The following is a 24,293-nucleotide window of genomic DNA, read 5'->3' as shown; positions in this document are numbered from 1 at the left end:
AGGTATAATTAAAATTAAATATTGATGCGGTAGCCAATGCTCCTAACGGTTTCAAACCAATCAATAGGAATGTATTGTGATAGTTTTTTGCGCAGGTTTTTAACATGTACATCAACAAAGTTCGAGTCGGAGTTTATTTCCAGTACATCGCCCCAAACGTGTTCTGTTAGGTTTGTGCGTGATATAACCCGGTTTTTGTTCAGTACCAGGTAATTGAATATCTCAAATTCTTTTTTGGTGAGGTTAATACGCTCATCATTGAACATTACCGTACGGTTCTGGATATTAACACGCAGGCCCTTAATGTTAATATCATTGCTCTCCAGCCGGTGCTTGCGGCGGGTAATGGCGTGCATACGTGCCAAAAGTTCACTTAATGAGAAAGGTTTTGCCAAATAGTCATCTGCTCCTTGTTCCAGGCCCAATACACGATCGTCAACAGCGCCGCGCGCGGTGAGGATAATCACCGCATCTTCGCGTTTATCAAGGCCTTTCAGCATTTTCAAAAGGCCAAAGCCATCGCCATCAGGAAGGCCAAGATCAAGCAGTATAAAGTCATAGTTGTTCACAAAGATCTTTTCTTCTGCCGATTTTTTGGTACGTGCATGTTCAACGGTAAAACCTTCGTGGCTTAAAAACTCATCAACTTCAAGGGCAAGACCTTTTTCGTCTTCAACAATTAATACATTCATACGTTGGCAATTTACAAAAGCTATAACTTATAAATTAAGCAATTGTGTATATACAACTGCAACATTAGTAAATTAAACTAAAGGTTTATCAAATTTAATGCAATCAATTTACAGTAAATGCTGTTAATGATTAAACGCTAACTTTTAATATGAGACTTTCCATCGAACGCAAACCTATAAGAGTTAACCCCGACCCCAAGCGTGTTATTGCAAGATTTTTTTTTAATGGTAACGACCGTGCCAAAGAGGTAATTGAACGTGTAATGAACATTAGCGAAGATGAGGCCTTTGGCATCGTATCGCCGCTATTACAGGAGTATTCAAAACGCCACCGCAATATCACCCGGGTTTTAAACAGGCATTGCAGTAAGCTGAAACCCTTGTTTCATGAGCTGAACATTGATTTTGATATACTTACTGTTTACCGCAAATTACTCATAGGCTCCTACTTTACGCATGAGTATTCTATTGAGTCGGCGGCATTTTTTAATCCATCCATCATAGAGGACCCTGACCAAACCGAGCTGGAGGACGGCCAAAAAAGGATGATCATCAGTTTCAGGGCGGTAGGCGAGGGGCATATCTCATCCATAACTTTCAGGCGCGCCTTGTTTGATAAGGATAATAATATCACCATACAGCCATCAGGCAGTTATATTGATGAGGCTGAAATTGTTCGTAATGCCGTTTACAACAAAAAACTGTTCTTTGAAAAGGCAGCCATCACCCAGATCAATATTGATGTGATCAATGAACTGGAATCAAAGCTTGATCACCATTTTGAGTATGCCAATCTGCGCCGCATTATTCTCGATTCGCAAAAGTTGCAGGAGAGCGATATGAAGCGCCTGGAGTACGATAAAGTGCTTTGGCTGGCCGATTCCTACTATGAAATAGTTTTTTCCCTTGATACCGACCTTTCCGACCGGGTTATATTCCCCATTTCAGAATATGAGCGCAAAGGTATTGAGGACGCCCGTTTTGTAAAATTTATAAATGATGACGGTACCTACGTATACTATGCTACCTATACGGCTTATGACGGTTCGCTCATTATGCCCAAGTTGTTGCAGACCTCTGATTTTTATAATTTTAAAATAATGCCGCTTTATGGCGCCGGTGCCCAAAACAAGAACCTGGCATTATTTCCGCGAAAGGTGAACGGCAAGTTTGTAATGATATCGCGGATTGATGGCTGCAACAATTACATCATGTACTCCGATAAAATTAATATATGGGAAAAGCCTATACTGTTGCAGCAGCCTAAATTTACCTGGGAGTTTATACAGATAGGCAACTGCGGTTCTCCTATTGAAACCAAGGATGGCTGGATAGTGATCACCCATGGTGTAGGCCCAATGCGGCGTTATGTGCTTGGTGCAAGCCTGCTCAAATTAGATGACCCTGCCGTTGAGATAGGTCGCCTGCGCGAGCCTCTGCTGATTCCTAATAGTGATGAGCGGGAAGGTTATGTGCCTAATGTATTATACTCCTGCGGGGCTATTGTACATAACGACAAACTCATTATCCCTTATGGCGTGTCTGACTCGTCAACAGCTTTTGCGGAGGTGTGTCTTGATGCCTTGCTCAAAAAACTGAAAGAAGATGTAAGTGAGGTGGCGGAAATTCAAAATTAAAAAATCAAAACTATATCTGGTATTATTATCGATGCCCGAAACTTTTTAAAATAATTTTTTGCTTCAAAAAGCCATCAAAAATTGGCAAAAGAGATCAGAATTGATTGAAAATCGGGCATTTTATAGAGTTTTACTTCAAAGTTCTTCAATTTTTGTCTGTTATTTGAGCTTTAATAAGTGTTAATAATTTGATTTTCAATGTGATATTTTGATTTTATCACTTCCGGGCTTTTACTCCCTTAACCAAATAGCCCGGCTACTTTATATAAGCAGCCGGGCTATTTGGTTCTATACAAATTTACGAAAATTTGGGGTGACATGGAAATGGTTGTATTGTTTACTCTTTGGACATAGTTACTCTGTATTATTATTGAATGGCGAAGTCCCGCTCTTGGCCGCGGGAAGGCCCAGTCACTTTTTTCTTGATAAAAAAGTAACCAAAAAATCAAGACAAAAAAAAGCTTCCGCCCACAGGCAAAACTCCCGGCCCGCTTTTTTGTCGGGCATTTACCCACTTTCTTATCATTCCACGCTTGTCATCCTTAGGAACGAAGGATCTATTCTACGGCATACAAAGTTTACTAACAGATCCTTCGTTACTCAGGATAACAAGTTAGAAAGAGTTCTGTCCCATATATTTTTAATTCCGTAAATTCTGATTCAGACATTCAGCAGATCAGCTTCGGGCAAAAAGCAGGCAGAACATATTGGCCTGTGTGTTGGATGGGGCATTAGCGAACCTTGCCGAAGGAGAGGTACTGCGCGAACGAAGTAGGGGTAAGGTTTAGCAGCCCGTGGTTCTGCCTGCTTTGCAGGGCAAAAGCTTTGTGCGGCAAAGAAGCCTTTCTGCTGAAAGCCTTTTGGTTACTTTGTGGCTACAAAGTAACTGGCCCTCCCGCGGCCAAGAGCGGGACTTCGCCATACAAACTGATGGGCTTATCCTCAAAGCAATTACACACAGACATGAAATTTTTAATCCAACCTTCTCCGGCATTACCCTTATCTTTGCGCCGATAAATAACAACTCAGAACACAATACTTACAATTACATCCCATGCCCACCCTTCGCCAGCTTTTTTTAGCCAATAACGCGCAAACTACCGATTTTCCGCTTTTGCTTGAATTTGAACGTGCCGAAGGTATTTATATGTACAACGAAGAAGGTAGGGCTTATACCGACCTTATTTCGGGTATAGGTGTAAGCAGCTTAGGGCATGGCAATCCCAAAGTTATTGAGGCCGTAAAGCAACAGGTAGAAAAATACATGCACCTGATGGTTTACGGCGAATATGTACAAACACCGCAGGTACGCTTCGCCGAAAAACTGGCTTCTGTATTGCCGCAAAACCTGCAATCGGTATATTTTACCAATTCAGGTGCCGAGGCTGTTGAGGGCGCTCTGAAGCTGGCCAAACGTTTCACAGGCAGGCAGCAGATCGTGGCTTGCCGCAACTCTTACCACGGCAGTACCCAGGGTGCGCTGAGTGTGATGGGCAATGAGGAGTTTAAACAAGCCTATCGCCCATTGTTACCCGGCATTAATTTTATCCGCTTTAATGAACCTGCCGATCTGCAGCTGATCACCGAACAAACCGCCTGCGTTATCATAGAAACCATACAGGGCGAAGCAGGTATCCGAGTGCCCGACCTCACCTATATGCAGGCCCTGCGCAAACGCTGTAATGAAACCGGCACCTTGTTGATATTAGACGAGATACAGGCAGCCTTTGGTCGCACCGGTAAGCTGTTCGCGTTTGAGCATTATGATATTGTGCCCGATATATTGCTATTGGCTAAGGCTCTGGGCGGAGGTATGCCCATTGGCGCATTCATATCATCAAACCAAATCATGGGCGCGCTCAAAGAGAATCCTATTTTAGGCCACATCACTACCTTTGGCGGTCACCCCGTATGCTGTGCCGCCGGACTGGCCGCACTCGAGGTGCTGCTTGACGAAAACCTGACACCCGCCGTTGCAGAAAAAGAGGCGCTCTTCCGCAAGCTGCTGGTTCACCCGGCAATTAAGGAAGTGCGTGGCAAAGGTTTGATCCTGGCTATTGAACTGGACAATTTCGATCTCAACAAAAAAATAATCGACCGCTGTATCGAAAACGGTGTTATCACCGATTGGTTTTTACATTGCAGCAACTCCATGCGCATTGCCCCGCCACTCATCATCACTCATGAACAAATAGAACATGCATGCGGCGTGATACTGGAGGCTATTGAGTTTTACACCGCATAGCTATTAAGCTCACCCCCGACATGGCTACGCTTGTCGATCCTCTCTTCGGCTTCGCCGCAAAGAGGGTAAAGAAATAATTTCTTTTGTCCTTTGTCTTTTATCCCTTTTCAAATCCCTCTTTCCGCCGAAGGCGAAGAGGGTGGTCCAGCGAAGCGTAGACCGGGTGATTCTTTGCTATGGGCTATTACTCTCCAAAGGAGCGGGGGTAATTGATCATAAATAAAATTAAGTATCCGAGGAAAAACAATCCCCTGAAAAAGAAAAATCCTCTCCATTGGAGAGGATTTAGAAAAGGTCTTTTAATTAACCCGGTGTATCTCTATAGCTTCAGGAATCGAGAGCATGAGTGGCACTTTTTCTACTGTAACAAAGCTCAGGTCGAGACCAAAGCCACGCTCTTCAGATAAGCTCACCTTTTTAAGCTGCACGTAATAATCCATAATAAAGCGCTCGAAGAACGACAGACTGTGCGAGCGTGACAATACCTTCTCGATCACCACAAACCTGAAATCACCTACTATCTTGTGCTTATTTAATGATTTGTAGTTGCTGGTAATATCAACCTCACCTTTTTTAACAAGGTCTTCCACTACTTTTCGGAACAACAGGTTAATCTGCTGCTCAACCCTAAAACCAAGTTTAAAGTCGATCCTGATCACCTTGTTAGGCACCAGCGATTCTACCTCGTATTCGCGTTTGTAAGGCTCATCAACCACGTCAACGTGTACCAGCCAGTATACGTCGGCCCGTTTAGGTTGCTTTTGCAGTATGGAGTAAACTATTTTCGATTCAATTTCTGAGTTAAAGTTGGCACTGGTTAAATACACCAGCTGCGACGCATATTTAGGCACGGTTTCATCAGCACTAAGCTCCTTTAAAATCTCAAAGTAATCCTCAATACCAACAAATTTCACGTAGCGGTTCCTGATCTTGCGGGCGGTATGCCATGTCCACATTACGGTGAACAGCAGGAATCCGATTGATAAGGTAAACCAGCCCCCGTGAACAAATTTAACCAGGTTACCGGCCAGGAAGGTTCCTTCAATAAGCAGGTAAACCGTTAAAAATACGGCAATAATATACGTAGGTACCTTTTTGCGCTTTAAGAATTTTGATACCAGGATGGTGGTCATGAGCATGGCTACGGTAATACTTAAACCGTATGCCGATTCCATTTTGCTGGAATGTTTAAATATGAGCACCACGCCTAAACAACCTGCCCAAAGCAGCCAGTTAACGCTTGGCACATATAATTGCCCCTTTTGTTCAGACGGATAATTGATCCTTACCTTTGGCCATAGGTTAAGCCTTACAGCCTCGGCTATAAGTGTAAATGAACCTGAAATAAGCGCCTGACTGGCAATTACTGCCGCCACTGTTGCTATACCGATACCAAATATCAGGAACCAGGGTGGCATTATTTTATAGAAAGGATTATTTAAGTTAAGATCGATAGTGTGATTGGCAAATTGAAGCAACCATACCGCTTGCCCAAGATAGTTAAGGATAAGGCAGGTTTTAACATATATCCAGCTGATGCGGATGTTATCCTTACCGCAATGGCCCAGATCAGAGTATAAGGCCTCGGCTCCGGTGGTACACAGAAACACTGCTCCAAGCACTATAAAAGCTTCGCCGCCGGTACTGGTGCTGAGTAGTTTATAAGCATAATACGGGTTTAATGCCCTTATTATTGATGGATCATGAACAATGTAGCTGATACCCAACACACCCATCATGGTAAACCAGATAAACATGATAGGCCCAAAAGCCTTACCCACCAATGAAGTACCAAACTGCTGAATAATGAATAAAGCCGTAATAATGGCCATCACAATTTGCATGGTTGGCAAGGTAGGGTAGTAGGTTTGCAGCCCCTCAATGGCCGATGATATGGTGATAGGCGGTGTAATGATACCATCAGCAAGCAATGCGCAGCCCCCTACTACAGCAGGCACTATAAGCCACTTTGCCTTGCGGCGCACCAGCGAAAATAGTGAGAATATGCCACCTTCACCCTTGTTATCCGCACGCAACGTGATCACCACATACTTGAGTGTGGTTTGCAGCGTTAATGTCCAGAAAATTAGGGAAACACCTCCTAAAACTAAAGTTTCGGTAATGGTTTGCGAAATCGAGGAGTGCTCGGTTCCTACAATAGCCTTAAATACGTATAATGGGGAGGTACCAATATCACCGTAAATTATTCCTAAACTGATAAGCAGGCCTGCTGCCGTCAGTTTTTGCAGATCTTTATGGTTTGACACTATTATATTTCTAAAAGGTGCAAAAATATCATTTTTTTTGGTTAAACTTAAATATTCATTAAACGTATAAATAAAAAAGAAGTCTAAACCGTAAACTGAACAGTTTTTGTTAAATTTTGTTAAAAAGTTTTATAAAAACATCATTTTTTGAATTGATCAGGGCTTTATTTATACTTTTGTAGGCAAGACTTAAAAATGAGGCGAAACATTACTTATCTCTTTATTTACAACACACGTATCATGCTAACTGCTTTGGCGGTTTTTATGTGCTGTGCCTTTGCTGCCGAAACTAAGCCTTTAAAGTTTAAAAACGATACCACCTACCTGCGCGTTTCAAAAGGTAAAAAAGCATCTTACTTAAAAAACGGACTGCATTTGGTGCTGCCGCCGCTGAAACCGGCCGTAACATCAAGCGTAAAAGTAAGCGTACAACGTTCAGACGATAAATTGCTGAACGATGTGCAGCTGTACCCAAACCCGGTAACCGACCAAATCAATTTAAAATACACCATATCGCGCAATACCAACGTAACCATCAAAATTATGGATGTGTTGGGTAACGATATCACCACCATGTTTTCGTCAAGGGTTGACTCCGGCGATCACAGCATCAACTATCCTATTAACAACAAGCTCACCAGCGGTTTTTATTTCGTACGTGTAGTAGCCGGCACCGAATCAGTTATTAAGCGTATATCAGTGTTGTAGGTAACAAATCTTTTTTTACAAAGATGTCATTGCGAGCGTAGCGCGGTAATCGTGTGCTTTTGTATTGGACTTGCAATGTTCGCGATTGCTTCGTCGTTCCTCCTCGCAATGACAAGTTTTGAATCCCACCCCTTGGCCCAAGTATGAAGCTAAGGTCAAAATTTAGCGGCTGCTTATGTTGGAAATGAAATTGTGCAATTTACTCACCCCGACTACGCTACGCTCGTCGGCCCTCTCTTCAGCTTTGCTGGAAAGAGGGTGAAGAAAAGTGATTCCCTCTTTCCGCCGTAGGCGAAGAGGGTGACCAAGCGCAGCGATGGTCGGGTGAGTAGAAAACCCAAATCATACTACCACTTACCACGCTATTTTTTTAGATTTGGCGTTTATAGCTTTACTTATGAAGATTATTGCCATTGGCCGCAACTACGCCGAGCACGCTAAAGAATTGAATAACCCCGTACCCACTGTTCCGGTTATTTTTATGAAACCCGATACTGCCATCATCAAGGATAATAAACCTTTTTATCATCCCGATTTTTCTGAAGATGTGCATCACGAAATTGAGCTCGTTTTAAAAGTAAGTAAAGAAGGCAAGCACATCAACCAGAAATTTGCCGCGGGCTATTTTGAGGAAATTGCATTGGGTATTGATTTTACCGCCCGTGATATTCAAAGCCGCCACAAAGAAAAAGGCCTGCCCTGGGAACTTGCCAAAGCTTTTGACGGTTCGGCGCCTATCAGCAACTTTGTGCCCAAAAGCAAATTCGTAGATATTTATGATCTCAACCTTAAACTTGACGTTAACGGCGAAACCCGCCAGCAGGGCAACACGCGCGATCTGCTTTTCTCCTTTGAAAACATCATAGCATTTGTTTCACAATACATCACCCTTAAAAAGGGCGACCTTATATTTACAGGCACTCCGCCGGGAGTGGCAAAAGTAAAAGTTGGCGACAGGCTGGAAGGCTATCTGGAAGATGAAAAACTGCTTGACTTTTACGTAAAATAACACATGATCAAACATATAATTACGGGTGCGCTGTGCCTCGCCCTTACCACGGGCCTGCGTGCGCAAACCACCCCAATACAAAGCAGGCAGTACCCGCAAAATTATTTCCGCTACCCGCTTGATCTGCCACCAACTACGGCCGGTTCATTCGGTGAGCTGAGGCCCGCGCACTTCCATTCCGGGCTCGATTTTAAAACCAACCAGCGCACAGGTTACCCCGTGCATGCTGTTAATGATGGCTACATATCACGGGTGAGGGTGCAGTTTGGTGGCTTTGGCCGTGCTATTTATATTACCCACCCAAACGGCTACACCACAGTTTATGGTCACCTGGAAAGCTTTTCGCCTGCGGTAGCGGCTCTGGTTAAGGCATACCAGTATGAACATCAAACCTACGAGGCCGATTTTAACCTTCAGCCAACACAGGTACCCGTTCGTAAGGACGAAGTAGTTGCCATATCCGGCAACGCGGGCGCATCGGCCGGGCCTCATGTGCACTTCGAGATCAGGGACACCAAAACCGAAGAAACCATTAACCCCCAGCTGTTTGGTTTAACCATTCCAGACAGGGTGCCGCCTACTATTACCTCTATCGGTATCTATCACCTGAACGGTAACCCTTTCAGCGAAAAAACACCACGTGAGTTTTTGCCCATCATTGGCGCCGCAGGTAATTACCATTTAACCAAACCGCAGGTATTGCATTTGAGCGGTTATGTAGGCTTCGGTATCAATACTACTGATATGAACAGCACTTCGGCCAATCATAACGGTATCTATTCGATAGAATTAAAGCTTGACGGCCAAACGGTTTATACCTTTACGGTTGAGCGTTTCGCGTTTGATCAAACCCACGCCATCAACGCTTATATAGATTATCCGGCCTTCACCTCATCGCGCAGGTGGATGCAGAAATGTTTTATACTGCCGGGCAGCCATATATCGCTCTACCCGCAATCCATCAACCGCGGTATCATCACTTTTGACGATGATGCCATGCATGAGGTTGAGTATGTGGTTAAAGATGTAGCCGGCAACGCGTCAACGGTAAAGCTCAAGGTACAATCAAGCAAATTTACCCCGGCAACTAATAAATTAGCTGGCACTCTGTTTCATTACGATACCAAAAGTGAGTTCAGTACCGATAAGGTAAAGGTTACCATTATGCCGGGCAATTTGTATGATGATCTGGATTTTGCCTATTCGGTATCGCCCAAACCGGTTTCAGGTTTTTCGCAGGTACACCATATCCACAACAGGCTCACCCCAATTCATGACAGCTATGATTTGTGGATAAAACCCGATGCCGACCTGGGTAACTATGCCGATAAGGCCGTAATTGTAAGCACAACGGGAGCTTGCCAGGGTGGTTTTTTTGAAGATGGCTACGTGAAAACAAAAGTGAGCAGCTTTGGCGATTACTTTATTAAGCTGGATACCATACCGCCAGTTATCCATCCGCTCAATATCCAGAATGGTAAAAATATGGCGGCTGCCCGGAGCATTAACTTCCGCATGGGCGATAATATGTCGGGCATAAAAAGTTATGCAGGCACCATTGATAATAAATGGGTTTTAATGGAGTGGGATTATAAAAGTAAAATACTAAGTTTTAACTTTAACAGCGATATTGCACCCGGCAAGCACGTATTTAAGCTTACCGTGAGCGATAACAAAAATAACTTTGCCGAATTTAAGGCAGATTTTTACAGGTAGTATCAAGTAATTAGTATCAGGTATCAAGACTGCTAAATTTGGATATTTACCATCACAAATAATCTTGATAACTGATACTAAATACTTATCACCGTATCAAGACAACTAAATTTGGGTATTTACAATCATCAAAAAAATCCTGATACTTGATACTTACTACTTGATACTATATCAAATTAAGAAAAGCACCTATGGCAACACTAAAAGAAGGCGATAAGGCCCCTGATTTTACCGCGAAGGATCAGAACGGAAAAACCGTTTCCCTTGCTGATTATAAAGGAAAGAACGTGATCCTTTATTTTTATCCTAAAGATGATACCCCGGGTTGTACTGCCGAGTCATGCGATTTCAGGGATAACTACCAATCGCTGCTGAGCAAAGGCTTTGAAGTAATTGGTGTAAGCACCGACGATGAAAAATCGCACAAAAAATTTGAAACCAAATACAACCTGCCTTTTACCCTCATAGCCGATAACGAAAAACAAATTGTTGAGGCCTACGGCGTTTGGGTTGAAAAAAACATGTACGGCAAGCAGTATATGGGCACTGCCCGCACCACCTTCATTATTGATTGCAACGGCGTTATAAGCCACCTGATCAGTAAGGTTGATACCAAAAATTCATCACAGCAGGTGCTTGATCTTATTCAATAACCTTGTTTACAAAGAATTAATTTGTATAAGTATATTTGCTGCCTGTAACCTGAATGCCGGGCATGTTTGCCTGTTGCAAAAAAGGTGATGGAAAGAAAACAAAATGCGGTAATTAGCATTTAACTATAAAAATTAAAAAATGTCGTTGCAGGTTGAAGATTCAGAGATTTTAAGCAAGTTCCAGGACGAGAAGACACGTAACGAAGCGTTTAACCTGTTATTAAAAAAATACCAGCAAAAAATTTACTGGCACATACGCCGCATGGTTATTGACCATGACGATGCGGATGATCTGGTTCAGGATGTTTTTATCAAGGTTTGGAAAAACCTGCTGACTTTTAGAAATGACGCGCAGCTATATACCTGGATGTACAGGATAGCATCCAACGAATGCATTACTTTTTTGAACAAGAAAAAACAAAAAAATAATGTTTCGTTAGATGATGTAGCTTATGAACTGGCCGATACTCTGGCCGACTCAAGCTACTTTAACGGCGACCAGGCGCAGCGCAAATTACAGGAAGCTTTGTTAACCCTGCCCGAAAAACAGCGTTTGGTGTTCAATATGAAGTATTATGATGATATGAAGTATGAAGAAATATCAGACGTTTTGGGTACAAGCGTGGGTGCTTTAAAGGCATCTTTTCACCTTGCGGTTAAAAAGATCGAAGCTTTCTTACTGTCTAAAGATTAATTTTATTTTACGTTAAACCTTTTAGCACTATGTTCATCTATAGTTATGTATGAAAAGCGATATGGACAATAGGGAGTGGCTGGATGATTATGAATCACTGAAGCGGGTAGGTTCCGGAAACCCGTTTACAGTGCCGTCTGGCTATTTCGATGATTTAGCGCAGCACATTACATCACGCATAGGGCTGGAAGGGCTGAAAAGCTCATCCAGTGGGTTTACCGTTCCTGAAAACTACTTTGAACAATTAAGCAGCAACATACAGAGCCGTATACGTATTAACGAGGCTGTGAATACGGAAAACACAGGTTTTACCGTTCCGGAAAATTATTTTGATGAACTTGGCAGCAATATACAAAGCCGTATTGCTGTTGAGCAGGCCCTAAACCCGGAGCATCAGGGTTTTGATGTGCCCGAAAATTATTTTGAAGAGCTTGGCAGCAACATTCAAAGCCGTATTGCTATTGAGCAGTACGTAAACAATGAGGCAGAAAGCTTTGCCGTTCCTGAAAACTATTTTGAGGAATTGGATAAGCAAATCCAAAGCAGGATAGCTGTTGAGCAGCATATCCATAACGAGGCGGAAAGCTTTACTGTTCCTGAAAATTATTTTGAGCAGTTAAGTCAAAACATCTTAAATAAAACTGTTAACCAGGAACCAGCTAAAGTGGTTACTATGCCGGTTGCAGCCAAAAAGAAAGGCGTTGTACGCAAACTTTTTGCATCTCACACCTTCAGGTATGCTACCGCGGCTTGTTTTGCGCTTATACTGGGTATTGGTGTGGTAATTAAAAACGCCGATGCACCTGTAAAGCACGATCAGTCGTTTTTGCATGAGCAGCTTTCAACCGTACCGGTTGATGAAATTAAAAGCTACCTGCAATTACATGCTGATGCCGGCGATACCCGCACCCTGATGGATGGAAGCCAGCAAATTAACAGCGACAATTTGGATGTAGACCTGTCAGATTATTTGGATACTAATTAAACGATATATTTTTAATGAGTAAATTGATCAGGCTTATTTTTATTTTCTTGTTTATTATAGCTGCCGGCCGTGAATCTTACGCACAGGTCAGCAATAGCCTGGTTCAGCGGCAAAGGATAACTCCTGCTCCATCCCGTGATAAAAAAGGTGTGGGTAAACGCCTTGAAGCTGCCCGCGACCGTTTTATTGGCAAACAGCTTGACCTTACCGATGAAGAATCGGCTAAGTTTTGGCCTATATACCGCCAGTATCAGCAGGAACTTACTGCCGTTAATATCTTAAAACGTTTAAACAATTCCAGTGCTGCCACTAACGGCACCGAGCAAATTGATAAAGAGATTTATTATGAAAGCCAGCAGGTAGGCATCCGCAAGCGCTACCGCGACGCCTTCTCTAAGATACTTCCACCCGAAAAGGTAAGTAAGCTCTACAAAAGCGAACAGGAGTTCCGTGATGAACTCATCAAACAACTCAGCGAACGCAGCGAAAGAGCTGGAAATTAATAGATTTTATTGCTAAGTAGGTTCGCGCGCTGCATGGCGAAGTCCCGCTCTTGGCCGCGGGAGGGCCAGTCACTTTTGTCGCCACAAAAGTAACCAAAAAGGCTTTCAGCAGAGAGGCTTCTTTGCCGCACAAGGCCTTTACCCTGCAAAGCAGCCAGAACCACGGGCTGCTAAACCTTACCTCCACTTCGTTCGCTCATTGCCCTTGCTTCGGCAAGGTTTGCTAATGCCCCTGCTAGCACACAGGCCAACGTATTCTGCCTGCTTTTCGCCCGAAGCTGATCTGCTGAATGTTTGAATCAGAATTTTCTGAATTAAAGAATGAACAGAATTTAAAATTGTCTGAACCAGAATTTACGGAATTAGAGAATGAACAGAATGTAAAATGGTGGATGGAAAAAGCGCTCTAACTTGTCATCCTGAGCGTAGCGAACGATCTGTTAGTAAACTTTGCATGCCGTAGAATAGATCCTTCACTACGCTCAGGATAGCAAAAAAGAAGAACTTAAAGATAGCTTGAAACAATCTTATAAAAAGCGAAATGCGGGTAAAGGCCCGACAAAAAAGCGGGCCGGGAGTTTTGCCTGTGGGTAGAAGCTTTTTTTTGTCTTAATTTTTTGGTTACTTTTTTATCAAGAAAAAAGTAACAGCCTTAGCGGCAATTGAGCGCTCTGCGCAATAAAAGTATGCGTTATGTATTTCAGCTTTTTCAGAAAGTAATTATACAATTGTTCTCAATGAGCACATCCTTACCCTAATATCCTCTTATACAACTCCAAATAATCGGCAACCATTTTTTCTTTTGAAAAGAGGGTACTGGCGCGGTTGTAGCAGTCAATGCGGTTGATTTTGTTCAGCTGATCTACTGCTTGCACCGTTTCATCAATGGTGTTTACCAGGAAGCCGGTTTGGCCGTCCTGAATCAGCTCGGGCATGGAGCCGCGGTTAAAGGCAATTACGGGTGTGCCGCATAGCATGGCTTCTGCTACACTCATGCCGAAGGGTTCGTCGAAACTTATCGGGTGCAGCAAGGCCAGGGCATTGCCCAACAGTTGTTTCCTTTTTTCGGGACCGGCATGGCCTATGTACTCAATATCTGCACTCAAAAATGGTTCTACCTTTTCTCGGTAATAGTTTTCGTCCTGAATGATACCAGCTATCAGTAGTTTGCGTTTGCTCCTCTTGGCTATTTCAATGGCTTCGGCAGTGCCTTTGTGCGGGTGGATGCGGCCGAAGTAAAGCAGGTAATCGCCAGGAGTTTCAAAAAACTCAAAGTCGGCAGTATCAAGGCCATTATAAACCGTGGCCAGATAATTAAGCTCCGGGCTGCGGTCGGCATTGCTGATGGATACATAATAACCAAAGCCGTTATACTTTTTATAAACCGGAATTATCCTGGGCGACGAAAAACCGTGTATGGTAGTGATCACCGGAGTTTTAATAAGGCCCGAGTAGGTAAGCGGCAGAAAGTCAAAGTTATTATGAATAATATCAAACTGACCGGCTTTCTCCATCAGGTTACTGATGTGCAGGCATTCCAGCACTTTGGCATCCTCTTGCTTATCTTCCTCGTAACCTGCCGCACAAACAGCATCAAGTTTGCCGGCGGTGATGGAATCGCCGGTGGCAAAAAGGGTTACATCTACGCCCAGTTTAATTAAACCCTCGGCTATGTTTGAGGCTATTTGTTCCCAAGGCCCGTAATGCCTGGGCGGTGTGCGCCAGGCAACGGGAGCCAGTACAGCTACTTTCATTTAACAGATCTCCGCTTTTTGGCTGCCATACTTGTTGTATTCGTATTCCAGCTCAAATGCTTTCAATACCGTAAGGTGCGATATCAGGTAGGCCAGCGTGCTTTCGGCACCCTGATTACGATTGATGCCTGTAGGCAACAGCCCATCGCAGCAACCCTTGGTTTCATGATCATACAATGGCGCGCGCAACGTGTTTTCGCCCAGGAACCATTTGTAACTCAAAAACATCTTCTCAATATATTGCGGCACCCTGAATATTTGGTAAGCCTGAAAATGCATCATGACCATGGCCATGGTTTCAATAGCCTGCTGATCAAATGTAGGGAAAGTACCTCCACGATAATACCAGCCATCGTTACCCACAGGGCTCAAATAGCCGTTTGAGAGTGTCAGTTTATCTAAAAAGGCCATGGTAGCCAATGCTATCCTTTTAGCATCCTCATTACCTGTAATTTCGCAGGAGTGCAGTAATGCCAGCGGAAGGATGGCATTATCATAGGTCATTTTTTCTTCAAACCACTGCCAGTCATCAGATTGGGTATTTTCATACGCATCAATAAGCGGCTGCGTAAGCTGGGTTAATATTTTCACCATGCCTTCGTCTGATGGGAATACCTGCAGGTACAAGCTTACACCTATGATGGTGTTGGCCATCCCCCGCAAATGTTCCAGTTTGGTAAAATGCGGCACCGATTTATGGAATATCTCCAACGAAAACTCACGGTATGAATTACTTGCCGCGCAGCCTATCAAATGGCCCAAAGCCCAGATGGTGCGCCCGAAAGAATCTTCAGAACCCACCTCATCCAGGTAACGCCTGTCGAAACTTAAAAAGTTGCGGAAGTTGCCATCATCTGTTTGCATATAGTGGATATAACTCAGGTAAACCGGCAGCAGTTCAAAAGCTTCCTTGCTTTTATTACGCTGATAGGCCATGAGCGCCATGATAAGCGCACGCGCATTATCATCCAAACAATAACCTTCCTTTAAATTAGGGATGCCGTATTTGGCGTGCTGCACAATACCGGTATCATCGGTTAAGCGCAAAACATGGGTAAGGCTAAATTGCGGTAATATCTCCGGGTCAACAATGCTGTTTTTAAGTATCTTATCGCTAAAGTCGTAACGTACGCTGGCTTCCTGGGCCACTTTAATAAACTCGGCTCCAACAACCGGCCAGCGCAGATGCAGGCCATATTGATAGGCATTATCTTTTAACTCAACCAAAACACGGTCTTGGTCAAGCAGTTCAATTACGGTATCGGCAAGGGCTTCGGAGTTTTTGAAATCAAAAAGCCTTCCGCGTTTATCGGCCAGTAACTCAGTAGCATGCCAATACGGGGTTGATACCACCGCCGCACCCGCGCCAACCGCGTATGATAGCGTACCGCTGGTAATTTGAGCCTCGTTCAAATACGGGGTAACATAAACTTCGCAGGCAGTAAGGTAATTCACCAGTTCTTCTTCCGACACAAATTTATTGATGAACGACAGGTTTGCCGATACACCAAGCTGATGTGCCAGGCTTTTCAAATGGTCGCGGTATTCCTCGCCCGAGCTTTTAATTACGCCCGGATGTGTATTCCCCAGGATCACATACATTACGTCGGGGTGTTTTTCAACAATACGGGGCAGGGCCTTGATCACTGTTTCGAGCCCCTTATTGCGGCTTAACAAACCAAAGGTGAGTAAAACCCGGTGGTTTTTAAATGACGACAGGCCTTTAACCGGATTTTGGGCAGGTGCCTCCACATCGGGTACACCATGTTCAATGATCTGGATCTTGGCAACAGGAATGTCATAAATGGTGGTTAAAAACTCCACGGCCCGCTGGCTCATCACAATTATTTTCGACGACTGATCGGCTATCTCGCGGATAATGATGCGCTGCACATAACTGGGCTCTTTAAGTATGGTGTGCAATATGGAGATCAGTGGTTTTTCGAGCCGGTTGATCAATGGTAAAATATATATCCCGCTTTCGCCGCCGTATATGCCAAATTCGTGCTCCATGATACAAACATCGGCGTTGCTGGTATTAATGTAATTGGCAGCCCTGATGTAATCTTTCTGATGATCCTGGCGAATAACATATTTAACCTCTTCCGGGTATTCATACGCGTGCTGGTCTTCAGAATCATTTAACGCAACTACAAAGCCACCGTCGGCAAGTGATTTTCTTTCGGGAAAGTTGGCATTAATGGCACGCATTAAATTTTGGTTGAATGTGGCCAAACCACATTCGCGGGGAGGGTAGGTGGAGATATATGCTATTTTCATTTTTTTGGTAAGATGTTTTAGAACGTATAGTTGTATTACAAACAAGCCTATAGAGCTACTTGTTTACACCAGTGACTATAAAAAAGTGCAGAAATGATCTGTTTTGGAAGAAAAGACGCCTTTGAAGCACCTTTTGTATAGTTATACACTATAGATGCATAAACTATACCAATTTAATTTGAAGTAAAATTTATAAGATAATATTCAAATTGGTAAGTTGAATATTATATGGTGAAGTAAAGCAGATCAACCGGCCCTTGTTAAGGTACGGAATAATAACCAACATGCTTGCATTATAATTTAACGGCAGAATCAGGAAGGTTATAAAATGGCTCACCCGGTTTACGCTTCACTTGTCGACTCTCTCTGGCTTCGCCGCAATGATAGGGTCAACGAGCCTGCCGATGTAGGGGTGAGTAGCTAAACAGGCTAACTTGACGAAACTATCTTTTCATGAACTATCATTCCTTTGAGCGGATTTAGTTGAGGCTTTGCTCATGAGCCATTTTCATATACCCTTTAACCTCATCGTTAACATCCTCCTTCAGGTACATTCTGAAATAGTGGTTATGGTCATTAGTGCCGGGCACGGTCTTTATTTTGGTAAAACACAGGTTATCGGCATATATCTCATGAAAGGGAAATACTACATCAATAAAGTTTTTGCCTAACTGGGTAACATAGGCAAAGTTTATGCGATCGCCAAGAGCTATCATGCTTTTGGTGGGATATACCTTGATGGGGGCTATCTGCAGATACTCGGTAACGAAGTGATCAAACAGCGCAATAGTATGTTCAGATTTCCCCTGCAGAAAATCGCCCAGGTTACGCTCACGGCAGGAATGTACCTGGTTGGTATTGGCAAATTCGCGGTTGCATATGGGGCATATCCACATATAGGTTATGTTAATTGATCATCCAGATCGGCATAATTAAAAAGCCCCATAGGGGCACCCTGTTTATAGCAATAAAGTTAAAATGTTTTTAGCTCCATAGGAGCTCCCTTTTTATAAAATATAATCAGGCAGCACCTACGGAGCTGATGTTTTTGGATGAAGGCTATAAACAGGATATCCCTACGGGATTGATGTTACCTAAATTATGCTGTTGCAGTTTCTTTACCCAATACACTGTTTTTATAGCTGTATGTGCCGTAAATAACCAGGCCGATAACCAGCCATATTAAAAAGCGCAGCCAGTTGGTGTAGCCAAGCTCGGTCATGAGGTAAAAACAGCTCATGAGGCCCAGTACCGGTATCAGCGAAAAGTTTTTAATAAAGCTATAAACGCTGATGATGATGATCAGGATAAAGAACAGGTAATTAGGGAAGTTATACAGAAAGCCGTCTAACCCAAGGCGGTATTTTTTAGCATCGCTGATTGATGGGGTAGCCCTCAGGGCGGTATTAAATTTATCTTCTTCCAGGTTTTTAAAATACGGGGTTGGTGCTGTTTTGTTAATGTTTTGATCTCCAAAGAGCGTACTGCATGTATTGAGCAGGGCGGTGTTATCAGCCGCGCTCAAATCATCAATAATTGCCGATTTTTCCTTTATCTTTTTAAACTGCATCATTTCAACCTGAGGCGCTGGTTTAAAGTAGACGCATGAGCCTAAAATAACCAGCGTGATGAGCGGAACAATCCATTTGCCGTTAACGTAAGGTAAATGGAATTTACCAGCCTGTGCAGCTTCGCGGGGTAGCAAAAGCACACCACCGCACACCAATACAAAGGCAAACAGGGTACCAATACTGGTAAGGTCGGTAACCTCGGTAAGGTTCATAAACAAGGCAGGTATGGCCACCACAAAGCCGGTAACCACAGTAGCAAAGGCCGGGGTTTGGAATTTTGGGTGAATGCGTGAAAACGCCTTTGGCAATAAGCCATCACGGCTCATGCTCATCCATATGCGGGGCTGGCCTAACTGGAATATCAGCAAAACGCTGGCCGTGGCAATAACCGCGCTTATGGAGATAATATAGCTGATGTTATGCAAGCCAACCTTTGCAAATACAAAGGCCAGCGGATCGCCTACCTGGAGATCTTTATAACTTACCATACCTGTTAGTACCAAGGCAATCAATATATATAGTACGGTGCAAATGATTAGCGAGTAGATCATACCTCGGGGCAGATCGCGCTGGGGTTTTTCGCACTCTTCGGCAGTGGTTGATATGGCATCAAAACCGATATAGGCAAAAAATACGCCGGATACACCCTTCATTACACCGCTGAAACCGTTAGGCATAAACGGGTGCCAGTTTGCAGGCGTTACATAAAAAAAGCCGATTACAATAACCGCTATCACGATCACAATTTTTAAGATAACCATGGCGTTGGTAGCCTTTTTGGTTTCGCGGATACCTACATAAACCAGGTAGGTGATGATGATAACAATACCTAAGGCAGGCAGGTTGGCTATCAGCTTAAAATTGCCTATTCCGGGGGCTGTGTTCCAGGCTAATGCCGCAGCTTGTACACGTTCGCTGATATCGGCCACGTGGTTACCAGCAGCCACAACTGCCTCATGCCCGCGCAGGGCCGATACGTAATCCATGGTAAGGTATTTGGGCATGTGGATATTAAAGCCTTCCAGCAGGTTCACAAAATACTCGCTCCAGGATATAGCAACGGCGATGTTGCCAATGGCGTATTCCATTAAAAGATCCCAGCCAATGATCCAGGCAATTAATTCGCCAAATGAGGCGTAGGCATAAGTGTAAGCGCTGCCCGCAACCGGGATGCGTGAGGCAAATTCGGCATAGCAAAGGGCCGAAAAGCCACAGGTAATGGCTGTAACTACAAATAAAATGGATACCGCGGGACCGCCATGAAAAGATGCCTCGCCTATGGTTGAAAATATACCGGCACCAACAACGGCAGCTATGCCCATCAGTGTCAGATCCTTAACATTTAGTTCTTTTTTGAGTTGCGATGTTGTTGTACCCGGGTGCTCGCTATCACTAAATCCACACTCAACATCATGTAATATTTTTTCTACAGATTTTTTACGAAATATGCTTTTCGACATTTAATTCAACTAATTAGTCTAACTCAACTCAAACATAATCATTTTTTTGCATTGAATAAGTATATGCTTATTTTGCGCCAATGAAGATAGGCGTTAAAGATGTTTTGTACCGGATAAGGCCATTTTTTATACTTTATCTGCTGGTATTATGCGCCTGTTTGATCATCAAATTCATTTACAGCCGCGAAATTATATATTTTACTGTAAATGGCCTCAATAGTTTGTGGGCCGATGCCATTATGCCCTACATCACCGATCTTGGCGAAGGGTTCACGGTACTTATTTTATCGGCCTTTGTAGCCTTGTTCAGCTACCGGAAAGCCTTACTACTGGCTTCAAGTTTCGCGGTGACCAGTATTGCGGCACAAATTTTAAAATACATATTTGATGCGCCAAGACCAAGAGTGTATTTTGTACATGAGCTTAGCCGCATCCATTTTGTTAAGGGGCTTTATATCCTGGGTACACACAGCTTCCCTTCGGGCCATACAGTTACTGCATTTTCTGCCGGGGTAGTAATCACTTATCTATGCAGAAAGAAGGGGTGGGGAGTAATAGCGCTTTTAGTGGCCATACTGGTGGGCTATTCGAGAATGTATCTGAGTCAGCATTTTTTTGAGGATGTTATGGCAGGCTCGGTAATCGGGGTATTGGTTACCGTTTTTTGGCTGAGCTGGCTTGATAGTAAGCAGTTTATACATAGCGATAAATGGAACCGGGGTTTGATAAGTAGTGGGCTATAAGGCTCTACGCTAATTTTGTCATTGACAACTATGCAGGATGCACAATAACAAAAAAAATGTCATTGCGAGGAGGGACGACGAAGCAATCGCGAACTGTGCAGATTCGACTGTAATGTTCGCGATTGCCACGCTGCGCTCGCAATGACAAAAGTGGCTTTTTATTAATAACAAGTAACTTTTTAAGAGGACTTCTATTAAACCTCTTCGCCTTTTTTCTTTTTGCGCAACACCGCGAATAGAATGATCAGGATGATGACCGGGCCGCCGCCGTAAATGGCAATTTTGGCGCCAGGCGATAATCCTTTGGCATTTGAAATATATTGTTCGTTACGTTTTACCGTTGGCGATACTTTGATGGAAGTTATAAAATTCTTTAACTCATCTTTAGCTAATTCCAAGCGTTTTTCTTCATAAAAATACTGGAACGTGTAGGTAACATCCTGTGTGTAAAGTAAAATGAAATGCCTTAGCTGTACAGGTTCGCCAGTTGAGCCGGTGTTATCAACCCTCAACGTAAAAACCTTGGCTTCAAGGTTACCTATAATCGTATCGCGCGGATTCATAACACTCCCGTTATGCGATTGTTTCTGAATGCCCTCCATATAGGTATTCAGAACCTTTTTCAGATCTCTTTCTTTATTTAATGGGGTGTTGTTTTTAGCGTTCGGTGCACGGATAATGGTTATAAAACCAAAGGCTCCATTAGCAGAATATATTTGCTGACCTAATGTATCTTTCTTCTGAAAATCTTTAGGCAGCGAAACTGAAACGAGGCTGTCTATATTTACCGGCTTCAAAATCTGACTAAAAGCAGTAACGGTAAACAGTATGCAGGTTATACTTAAAATTATCTTTTTCATAGATGTTTAAACCTGCTAAAGCGCAATTAGTTTTAAAAAATAATGGAGTTTACGTTTTTATGATGTTTTACTGCGTTGATAGTCAGTGTGATGTAAGTGATAATAAGTACGCAGATTTTGTATAATAACAATGAAATAACCAGTTATAAAGGGTTGCTACTTGATGAATCTGGCTATTCTTGCCCGGTTATACTGCTGTAGTAATATGGGGTAAACATTGTAAATAATGTTGGCAATAAGGATGAGTGCAAGAAGCAAATACTGCCCGGTTATTACTGTATGAATGGCCGTTAGCACGAAATATATAAAACACATTAAGTGAAAACGCTCGTACATTACCGTGGTTTTCAGGTATTGCGCAGCGTTGGCTTTGTGTTTAACTATGCGGTAATTGGGATTGGTTTTCCTGATGAAGAGGTTTACGTATTCGCCTTGTTGCACAAACTTGCGTGCAAACCTAACTCCCAGCGATTCGTAAAATTTAGGATTATGGCTTAGTTGTAAATGTTTTAAGGGTATTAAAAGGCTGAGCAGACTAAGGCCAATAAAGATAAAGCACCATAACAAGCGGTCGGCGTTTACCCAGTAGGTAATAACCGGGATGAAGCACAATATGGTCCAAAATAAGTTTACTACCTGGTTCATATAGTGCTTTATCCCGTTTACATTTTATAGTTTATCCATTTCGGCCTTTACAAATTCGGCCAGTTCTTTTACATAGGCAGCGCTGAAATCAAATTTGATGCCCGCTGTTTCGTAAATTTCCTTAATGGTTTTGGTATAACCCAGTTTTAAGGCATCAATGTATTGCTGTAATCCCTTTTGCGGGTTTTCCTTATAGTTTTTCCAAACAGCAATTGCGCCTAATTGGGCCATGCCGTATTCAATATAATAAAAAGGCACCTCAAAAATATGCAGCTGTTTTTGCCATAAGTTGGCCTCGGCATCAGGATGTTCGCTCCAGTCAACAAAGCCTGCGCCAAACGGCTCATAAATTTCCATCCATGCGGTTCTGCGGTCCTGGTCTGTATGATCGGGGTTGGTGTATATCCAGTGCTGAAACTGATCAACCACGGCTACCCATGGCAGGGTTTTCAATACATCAAACAACTGATCGCGTTTGGCACGCTTCAGGTCTTCCTCGTTATCAAAATACACATCCCAGTTATCCATGGAAATCAACTCCATCGACATAGAAGCAAGTTCGGCCACTTCTGAAGGGCAATGCTTAAAATCGTTCAGTTCCAGATCGGCAGTTAAAAAGGTATGCACCGCGTGGCCACCTTCGTGTACCATGGTTGTCAGATCGCGGAAGGTATTGGCCGAGTTCATGAAGATGAAAGGAGCGCCGGTTTCGGCCAGGGGGTAGTTATAACCTCCCGGAGCTTTGCCCATGCGGCTGTCTACATCAAACAGGTTATTATCCTTCATGATCTCCAAACGCTCGCCCAAATAACGGTTGATGTTACTGAAGCACTGAATTGATTTTTCAACCAGCTCGGCGCCGTTGTTAAATGGTTTTAAGGCAGGTTTGCCCGATATATCAACATCCATATCCCATGGTTTTAATACGGGCAGTGCCAGGGCTTTCTTGCGTTTTTCGGCCTGCTCGCGCAGAATGGGTACAATTTCGGTTTCAATAGCGGCATGAAAAGCATAGCAATCTTGCGGGGTATAATCAAAACGGCCCAATGCCTGGAACATGTAATCCCTAAAATTTTCAAAACCGGCGTTGGTGGCAACGGTATGCCTTAATTTACGCAGGTGATCAAAAAGCTGGTCGAGCTGATCTTTATCCTGCAGGCGGCGATTAGTTATCTTTTCCCAAACCTCCTGGCGTTTGGCGCGGTCGGTTCCCTTTAAAAATACAGAGGCTTGCTCTAAAGTATATTCCTTGTCATCAACATGAACCGACATGGCTCCGGTGATGGATTGGTATTTTTGCTGTTCAACCTGTATCTCGGTTTGTACCGGGATGTTCTCTTCCCTGAATAGCTCGAGCGCTTTTTTAACCGCGCGTAAAAAGATGAAATACTTTTCGCCGTCAAGCTTGTCAACAAATGGACTGGCCACCAGTTTTTTATTCAGCTCGTTGCTGTAAGGGGCAATTTTAGGCTCAATTTCTGTAGCAAAATACTGAAAGTTTTGCAGCAGTTCCTCGCTGGTGGTATCGCAGGTCATGCGGATGTAGCGCCAGGCAAAATCTTCTTCAAGGGCCGCTTCCAGTTCGCTTTTATCGTGCAGCCATTTTTCCAGTTCCTCAACCGAATTGATAGGACGGTCGAGCAGTTCTTTGTAGATCGGTTCCAGGTTTTCCCACTTGATATCAAGCGTGGCCGGGATATATGTTCTTGCTTTTTTGTGGATCATAAATTTATAATATGCAGATGTGCGTATATGCAAATGTGCAGATTATGGATGCAGATGTGCAAATTATAAATGTGCAAATGTGCAGACCGCCATGTAAATAAAAAGTCCGGAGCTGTAAAATTACAATTTGGAAAGATTTCGGAATT

Annotated in this window: 19 protein-coding genes; 10 read left to right on the top strand and 9 right to left on the bottom strand. The window is 43.4% G+C overall.

Features of this window, described 5'->3' with window-relative positions; all coding sequences use genetic code 11:
- Positions 1 to 14: 14 nt before the first annotated feature.
- Entirely contained in the window at positions 15 to 692 is a 678-nt protein-coding gene (locus QWZ01_RS04365; protein ID WP_290322014.1) for a response regulator transcription factor, read from the bottom strand.
- A gap of 149 nt (positions 693 to 841) precedes the next feature.
- On the opposite strand from QWZ01_RS04365, the gene QWZ01_RS04360 reads away from it, so the two are divergent.
- Together QWZ01_RS04360 and QWZ01_RS04355 are read left to right on the top strand one after the other, a co-directional pair.
- Entirely contained in the window at positions 842 to 2,329 is a 1,488-nt protein-coding gene (locus QWZ01_RS04360) for a glycoside hydrolase family 130 protein (protein ID WP_290322013.1), read from the top strand.
- Between the two features lie 1,054 nt (positions 2,330 to 3,383).
- Entirely contained in the window at positions 3,384 to 4,574 is a 1,191-nt protein-coding gene (locus QWZ01_RS04355; protein WP_290322012.1) for an aspartate aminotransferase family protein, read from the top strand.
- 299 nt (positions 4,575 to 4,873) lie between these two features.
- Here QWZ01_RS04355 and QWZ01_RS04350 read toward each other — a convergent pair whose 3' ends face one another.
- Complete coding sequence (locus QWZ01_RS04350; RefSeq protein WP_290322011.1) at positions 4,874 to 6,841, bottom strand: KUP/HAK/KT family potassium transporter; 1,968 nt, start codon at positions 6,839 to 6,841, stop codon at positions 4,874 to 4,876.
- 195 nt (positions 6,842 to 7,036) lie between these two features.
- Here QWZ01_RS04350 and QWZ01_RS04345 point away from each other — a divergent pair, with 195 nt between their 5' ends.
- The 7 genes from QWZ01_RS04345 to QWZ01_RS04315 all read left to right on the top strand — a co-directional run bounded on the left by QWZ01_RS04345 (position 7,037) and on the right by QWZ01_RS04315 (position 13,109).
- On the top strand, positions 7,037 to 7,549 hold the full coding sequence (locus QWZ01_RS04345; RefSeq protein WP_290322010.1) for a T9SS type A sorting domain-containing protein: 513 nt from the start codon (positions 7,037 to 7,039) through the stop codon (positions 7,547 to 7,549).
- A 397-nt stretch (positions 7,550 to 7,946) separates the two neighbouring features.
- Positions 7,947 to 8,558 carry a fumarylacetoacetate hydrolase family protein gene (locus tag QWZ01_RS04340; protein ID WP_290322009.1) on the top strand — a complete coding sequence of 204 codons (612 nt, stop codon included), beginning with the start codon at positions 7,947 to 7,949 and terminating at the stop codon, positions 8,556 to 8,558.
- 3 nt (positions 8,559 to 8,561) lie between these two features.
- On the top strand, positions 8,562 to 10,274 hold the full coding sequence (locus QWZ01_RS04335; RefSeq protein ID WP_290322007.1) for a M23 family metallopeptidase: 1,713 nt from the start codon (positions 8,562 to 8,564) through the stop codon (positions 10,272 to 10,274).
- A gap of 191 nt (positions 10,275 to 10,465) precedes the next feature.
- Complete coding sequence (gene bcp / locus QWZ01_RS04330; RefSeq protein ID WP_290322006.1) at positions 10,466 to 10,927, top strand: thioredoxin-dependent thiol peroxidase; 462 nt, start codon at positions 10,466 to 10,468, stop codon at positions 10,925 to 10,927.
- A 139-nt stretch (positions 10,928 to 11,066) separates the two neighbouring features.
- Positions 11,067 to 11,621 (top strand): RNA polymerase sigma factor, encoded by a 555-nt coding sequence (locus QWZ01_RS04325; protein ID WP_290322005.1) that lies wholly within the window; start codon positions 11,067 to 11,069, stop codon positions 11,619 to 11,621.
- A 49-nt stretch (positions 11,622 to 11,670) separates the two neighbouring features.
- On the top strand, positions 11,671 to 12,606 hold the full coding sequence (locus QWZ01_RS04320) for a hypothetical protein (RefSeq protein WP_290322004.1): 936 nt from the start codon (positions 11,671 to 11,673) through the stop codon (positions 12,604 to 12,606).
- 14 nt (positions 12,607 to 12,620) lie between these two features.
- Positions 12,621 to 13,109: a hypothetical protein gene (locus tag QWZ01_RS04315; protein ID WP_290322003.1), complete on the top strand. Its 489-nt coding sequence runs from the start codon at positions 12,621 to 12,623 to the stop codon at positions 13,107 to 13,109.
- A 749-nt stretch (positions 13,110 to 13,858) separates the two neighbouring features.
- On the opposite strand, the gene QWZ01_RS04310 is transcribed toward QWZ01_RS04315, so the two are convergent.
- The 4 genes from QWZ01_RS04310 to QWZ01_RS04295 all read right to left on the bottom strand — a co-directional run bounded on the left by QWZ01_RS04310 (position 13,859) and on the right by QWZ01_RS04295 (position 20,174).
- Entirely contained in the window at positions 13,859 to 14,863 is a 1,005-nt protein-coding gene (locus QWZ01_RS04310) for a glycosyltransferase family 4 protein (protein ID WP_290322002.1), read from the bottom strand.
- Complete coding sequence (locus QWZ01_RS04305; RefSeq protein ID WP_290322001.1) at positions 14,864 to 17,143, bottom strand: glycosyltransferase family 4 protein; 2,280 nt, start codon at positions 17,141 to 17,143, stop codon at positions 14,864 to 14,866.
- Between the two features lie 479 nt (positions 17,144 to 17,622).
- A complete protein-coding gene (locus QWZ01_RS04300) occupies positions 17,623 to 18,039 on the bottom strand; it encodes a DUF5655 domain-containing protein (RefSeq protein WP_290322000.1) in 417 nt (138 codons plus the stop codon).
- Between the two features lie 203 nt (positions 18,040 to 18,242).
- The gene (locus QWZ01_RS04295) at positions 18,243 to 20,174 is read right to left on the bottom strand and encodes an amino acid permease (protein WP_290321999.1); all 1,932 of its coding nucleotides are present in this window, start codon (positions 20,172 to 20,174) and stop codon (positions 18,243 to 18,245) included.
- Positions 20,175 to 20,254: 80 nt separating this feature from the next.
- On the opposite strand from QWZ01_RS04295, the gene QWZ01_RS04290 reads away from it, so the two are divergent.
- Positions 20,255 to 20,917: a phosphatase PAP2 family protein gene (locus QWZ01_RS04290; protein WP_290321998.1), complete on the top strand. Its 663-nt coding sequence runs from the start codon at positions 20,255 to 20,257 to the stop codon at positions 20,915 to 20,917.
- A gap of 194 nt (positions 20,918 to 21,111) precedes the next feature.
- Here the strand turns inward: QWZ01_RS04290 and QWZ01_RS04285 are convergent, their stop codons facing one another.
- The 3 genes from QWZ01_RS04285 to QWZ01_RS04275 form a co-directional block, all read right to left on the bottom strand.
- Positions 21,112 to 21,777: a hypothetical protein gene (locus tag QWZ01_RS04285; protein WP_290321997.1), complete on the bottom strand. Its 666-nt coding sequence runs from the start codon at positions 21,775 to 21,777 to the stop codon at positions 21,112 to 21,114.
- Positions 21,778 to 21,933: 156 nt separating this feature from the next.
- Positions 21,934 to 22,422 (bottom strand): glycosyl-4,4'-diaponeurosporenoate acyltransferase CrtO family protein, encoded by a 489-nt coding sequence (locus QWZ01_RS04280; protein ID WP_290321996.1) that lies wholly within the window; start codon positions 22,420 to 22,422, stop codon positions 21,934 to 21,936.
- A gap of 24 nt (positions 22,423 to 22,446) precedes the next feature.
- The gene (locus tag QWZ01_RS04275; RefSeq protein WP_290321995.1) at positions 22,447 to 24,147 is read right to left on the bottom strand and encodes a M3 family oligoendopeptidase; all 1,701 of its coding nucleotides are present in this window, start codon (positions 24,145 to 24,147) and stop codon (positions 22,447 to 22,449) included.
- Positions 24,148 to 24,293: the final 146 nt, after the last annotated feature.

Source organism: Mucilaginibacter aquaedulcis, assembly GCF_030409325.1.
Classification (GTDB): Bacteria; Bacteroidota; Bacteroidia; order Sphingobacteriales; family Sphingobacteriaceae; genus Mucilaginibacter; species Mucilaginibacter aquaedulcis.
The sequence above is the reverse complement of the archived record's forward strand: the minus strand, read 5'-3'. Positions and strand labels throughout refer to the sequence as shown.